Genomic DNA, 4,361 nt, shown 5'->3' on the forward strand with positions numbered 1-4,361 from the left:
ACGCCCGTTGTGGCATCGCGGAAGGCGGCGCGACGGGAACGACGCCGCCACCTCGCCCGTCGCCGCCCACGGTGTCCCGTCGGCAAGCATGCGTAGATTCGCCGCCGGCGGCCCTGCCGGGCGGCGCGAGGCCTACCGGCCTCCGAGATTCCTGTAGAGCGTGGCGCGGTGGACGCCGAGCTGCCGGGCGACCTGGCGTGCTGAGAGGTTCGGGTTGGCCATCAGGGTGCGGGCCATCTCGAGCTGTTCGGGGGTGAGGAGTCGGGGGCGGCCGAGCTTGGCGCCGCGGGTGCGCGCCGCGGCGAGGCCGGCGCGGGTGCGCTGGCGCAGGACGTCGCGCTCGAACTCGCTCAGCGCGGCGAAGACGTGGAAGGTGAGCTTGCCGGCCGGCGTGGCGGTGTCGATCGACTCGTGGAGCGAGCGCAGGGCGACGCCTCGTTGGCCGATCCGGGTGACGATGTCGATGAGGTCGCGCAGCGAGCGGCCGAGGCGATCGAGCTTCCAGACGACGATGGCGTCTCCGGGGCGGGCGAAGTCGAGCAGCCGGTCGCGGACGGGCAGCCGGGCCGCGGCGCCGGATGCCGTCTCGTCGAAGATGCGGTCGCAGCCGTTGGCGCGCAGCGCATCGTGTTGCAGGTCCCGCTTCTGGTCGTCGGTCGAGATCCGGGCGTAGCCGAGCAGCATGGGTCCTCCTCCTTCCTGTCGGGTGTCGCGAAAGGGGGAGGATAGGCCGGTTGTGCGACGGCGGGTATCGCGACAGGGATCTGCGACACCGGGCAGGGGTTGGAGGCCGGGGATTCCGAGGTGGGCGGTGGGTGTCGCAGAAACGCTCGTCTGTGCGACACCGGCGCGCGGTCAGCGCGGCGGGTCGGCAGCGGAGGTCAGGCGCGCAAGCGCGTCGGTGAAGTTCCAGGGCATCCAGTCGGCGGGGATCTGGGCGACGCGGTCGTGGTGACGCTGGAGCGCGACGAGGTACTCGAACGGGTTGGCGCCGACGAGCTCGGCGGTGTGGATGAGGCTCATGAACATGTCGCCGACGTGGGCGCCGCGGAGCGTCTTGTAGAACAGCGAGTTCTTGCGGTGGCAGATCGCCTTCTTGAGCGACCGCTCGACGGCCGTGTTGTCGAGCGGGGCGCCGGCCTGGCGGAGGAAGAGGGTGAGCTTCGACCAGTGATCGAGCATGTAGCGGATGGCGTCGCCGAGTCCCGAGTTGGGCTCGACCTTTCGCTCGGCGAACTGCGATTCCATCCACGCCTTGAGGTCGTCCATGACCTGCCGGCTCTCGGCCTGGTGGAAGGCCAGGCGCGCCTCGTCGGACATCTTCTGCTCGCGGGCGACGGCGTCGTTCTTGTAGACGAGGCGGAGCTGGTCGAGGACGTAGCGGCACTCGTCGGGGAAGTTGTCGGCGACGTCCACGAACTGCCGCCTGGCGTGCGCGACACAATTGGCGACGATGGTGCGCAGGTCGCCGGCAGTGTTGGCGGCCAGCGCGTCGCACATCTGGATCGGCGGCGGCAGCTCGGCGGCGCGACGGGCCAGGACGTCGGCCAGATTCTCCCCGGCGTGCTGGTGGCCGGTGAAGAAAAGGGCGATGGAATGCCCTCCGGTGTCGGCGAGGACGCCGGAGGTGAAGATGCCGGTGCGCTCGGCGGACGGCCGGTTGCGGTCGTCGTCGTCCGCGTCGTCGGCGTCGCGACGCGAGCCGGCGGCCAGCTCAAGGACCTTCATCTTCGTGTCGTCGTTGTGGACCACCTTTGCTTGCGCCGCCTGCCGGATCAGCTCCTCGAACGCCGAGGCCATCGATCCGGCGGCGCGCGCCACCACCTCCCACTGCGTCGGCGGCGGGAGCGGGATGCCGAATCCCCGCTCCAGCCGGGCGATGCGGTTGAAGGGCAAGCCGCTCCCGTAGCGCAACAGACCGATCATCGCGGCTGCCGTCTCGTCGTACTTCTCCGGTCCGACGCCGTCGGGTGCGTCGGCGGTGAACACCTCGCCGCAGGTGTTGCAGCGCAGCCGGTCCAGCTCGTAGCAGGAGGCGAGGAGCGGCGCGATGGCGCGGATGCGCAGCAGCAGCGCCGGCTGGGGCAGCCGGTAGAGCTTGCCCTTCTGGCAGAGCGGACAGCGGTCGCCCTGGTGCAGCGTGGCGTGCGGCACCTTGATCTTGTCGGCGCCGACGTAGGCAGCCGCTCCGTTGCGGCCGTGTCCGGGCTGCTTCGGCTTCTCCTTGCCGATGTCCGTGCCCGCGGGTGCGTCGCTTCCGGGCGCCACCGCGCCGGCTTCGGTCTGCCCGGCGCCGGCGGCGTCTTCGCCGTCGGGCGTCGGCACCTGGTCCGGAAAGACCGTGCGGGTCTTCTCCGTGCTCGCCCCGAAGAGCATGCGGCGGAGGCGGTCGATGGTCGTCCCTTTCGCCTCCAACTCCTGGGTCAGGAAGACCAGCGTGTCGACCGCCGCCTTCAATGTCGTGAAGTCTTTGCTGCCGAGCGGCCCCGTCTTGGCCCGATCAAGGATCGCCTCCAGATCCGCGCGCTGGATATCGCGGCGCTGGGGCGGCTTCTTCTTGATCCGTGTGCGGCTCACGGCATCCTCGACAGCCGGTCGCGAAAGTCGCGCACCAGCGGGTAGCAGAGCACGTCCTTCACCGGCCGATTTGGCCCGCGGTGATCCCGGTCGTCCTTGCCGCGTCCGGTCGTCCGCCCGACAACCGTCCAGTTGGCGGCGCGGTAGCAGGTGCCGCGGTAGCGCTCGGCGTGGACGAACGTCTCCAGCAGGTGCACCGGGTGGCCGTAGACCTGCTGCCACTCCGACGACAGCATCCGCGCCATCCGGCCGAGCAGGTGGGAGGCCAGGTGCGGCACCTGCACCCACGGCAGGATCAGGAAGCGGCTGTTGTAGGCGACGAAACGGATGTTGGTCCGTCGCGCCTCCGCCGACCAACCGATGAACCGGTCGCGCGGCCCAAGGTGCCGCGGCGCCGAGCTCCACGCCAGGCACGCCACGGGCCGCTCGCCGGCGTAGGCCATGAACTTGAGGTGCTCGCCGACCGGCTGGACGTAGCCGAGATAGTGATGCTCCTGGATCAACCCGCCGAACAGCGGCTCGTCCGGCGTGCGGCGCACCTGGCGGACTTCGATCGGCCCCAGTGCCGCCAGGCTCGCGGCGATCGGCGCGCGGTCCACGTCCGGCGGCAGCGTCGGTGCGCTCCGCCGGCGCGGCCCACGCGGTACCCATCGTGGCGCCGGCAGCTCGAGATGGCCCGCACGCGCCAGCGCCAGCAGGAGACCGCGGCACACCGCGTCCCGCGGCTCACCGTTGGGCTGCCTCCAGTCCCACGCCGCGCACAGATCCAGCGACAGCTTCCGGCGGCTGGTGCCGGAGGGACCGGCGAGCAGCCCGCGGATGAACGCCACGTCGTCGTCGCTCACGGTGCGTCCGCGGTACCTCAGCAGCGCGTCCATGCACCTTGCGTATCAGGGCCGAAGATAGAACGCAAGCTATTTCTTCACGCCGCCGGCTCGGTCACGCGCCGCCAATCCGGGGGCACGCGCGTGGCCGTTGGGTCGCCGCCGCACAGCAGCACCTGCAGCTCGTGCGCGCGCAGGGGCGTCCCCGCATCCGCCGAGGACGGCCACCAACGAAACCTCGAACGGGACCAGCGCTTGTGGCACAGCCAGAATCCCTGCCCGTCGTACACGAGCAGCTTGATCGCCGTGGCCCGCCGGTTGCGGAAGGCGAACACCGTCCCGGTGAACGGATCGGCCCCCAGCACCGCGCGGCAGATCTGCGCCAGACCGTCGATGCCGCGGCGGAAGTCGGCCGGCGCGATCGCCACCAGAACGCGCATCTGCGGCGTGATCTGGATCATGCCTCGCGCCGCCGGAAGGCGGCCACGACGCGCGCCACGTCCAACTCCACGCCGGCCGCCATGCGCACCGTCAGCCGCGCGGCGCCGTCCGACAGCTCGACCACGGCACCCGATGCCGACGCGCTGCCGATGATCTCCGTCCCGCTCAGCTCGACGAACGCCGAGGGAGATGCCCTCGGCACGCCGCCCACCGCCTCGGCCACCCGCCGCCGAAGACCCTCGAAGTTGACCCCCAGCGCGTGGGCCACCGCGTACGCTCTGCCGCTCCGCGCCAGCGCGACCGCCTCGTCCCACAGATCCACCGGCATCGGCGTCCGCCGGTCCCGCGTCCGGCGCCAGTAGTCGATCCGCTTCCGAAGCAGCTTCACCCCGGCCGGCAGTGCCGGCCCCGCAGTCCTCGCCATGGCGCGTCCTCCTGCGGCCCCCGCCCGCAGATCAGGACGCTACGCCGGCGCCCCCGCCAGGGTCACGCACGCTTGCCGACGGGACACGATGGACC

The 4,361-nt window shown here is 71.4% G+C and carries 5 protein-coding genes; all 5 read right to left on the minus strand.

Annotated elements, in window-relative coordinates:
• Positions 1-132: 132 nt before the first annotated feature.
• Positions 133-684: a recombinase family protein gene (locus WC493_RS21835; protein ID WP_373068496.1), complete on the minus strand. Its 552-nt coding sequence runs from the start codon at positions 682-684 to the stop codon at positions 133-135.
• Positions 685-855: 171 nt separating this feature from the next.
• Positions 856-2,577, minus strand: coding sequence for an IS66 family transposase (locus tag WC493_RS21840; RefSeq protein WP_373068498.1), 1,722 nt, complete (start codon positions 2,575-2,577; stop codon positions 856-858).
• Positions 2,574-3,455, minus strand: a complete 882-nt coding sequence (locus tag WC493_RS21845; RefSeq protein ID WP_373068500.1) for a DUF4338 domain-containing protein — start codon at positions 3,453-3,455, stop codon at positions 2,574-2,576. Before WC493_RS21845 ends, WC493_RS21840 begins: the two co-directional genes overlap by 4 nt.
• A 44-nt stretch (positions 3,456-3,499) precedes the next feature.
• Positions 3,500-3,862, minus strand: coding sequence for an IS66 family insertion sequence element accessory protein TnpB (gene tnpB, locus WC493_RS21850; protein WP_373068502.1), 363 nt, complete (start codon positions 3,860-3,862; stop codon positions 3,500-3,502).
• Positions 3,859-4,266 carry a hypothetical protein gene (locus tag WC493_RS21855; protein ID WP_373068504.1) on the minus strand — a complete coding sequence of 136 codons (408 nt, stop codon included), beginning with the start codon at positions 4,264-4,266 and terminating at the stop codon, positions 3,859-3,861. The genes tnpB and WC493_RS21855 overlap by 4 nt, the downstream gene beginning before the upstream one ends.
• Positions 4,267-4,361: the final 95 nt, after the last annotated feature.

The sequence above is a fragment of the Zavarzinia sp. genome, from assembly GCF_041650655.1.
Lineage (GTDB): Bacteria > Pseudomonadota > Alphaproteobacteria > Zavarziniales > Zavarziniaceae > Zavarzinia.

Excerpts from the sequence above, each read along its gene's own strand:
- WC493_RS21835 (WP_373068496.1), bottom strand. The coding sequence starts at position 684 with ATGCTGCTCGGCTACGCCCGGATCTCGACCGACGACCAGAAGCGGGAC.
- WC493_RS21845 (WP_373068500.1), bottom strand. The coding sequence starts at position 3,455 with ATGGACGCGCTGCTGAGGTACCGCGGACGCACCGTGAGCGACGACGAC.
- tnpB (WP_373068502.1), bottom strand. The coding sequence starts at position 3,862 with ATGATCCAGATCACGCCGCAGATGCGCGTTCTGGTGGCGATCGCGCCG.
- WC493_RS21855 (WP_373068504.1), bottom strand. The coding sequence starts at position 4,266 with ATGGCGAGGACTGCGGGGCCGGCACTGCCGGCCGGGGTGAAGCTGCTT.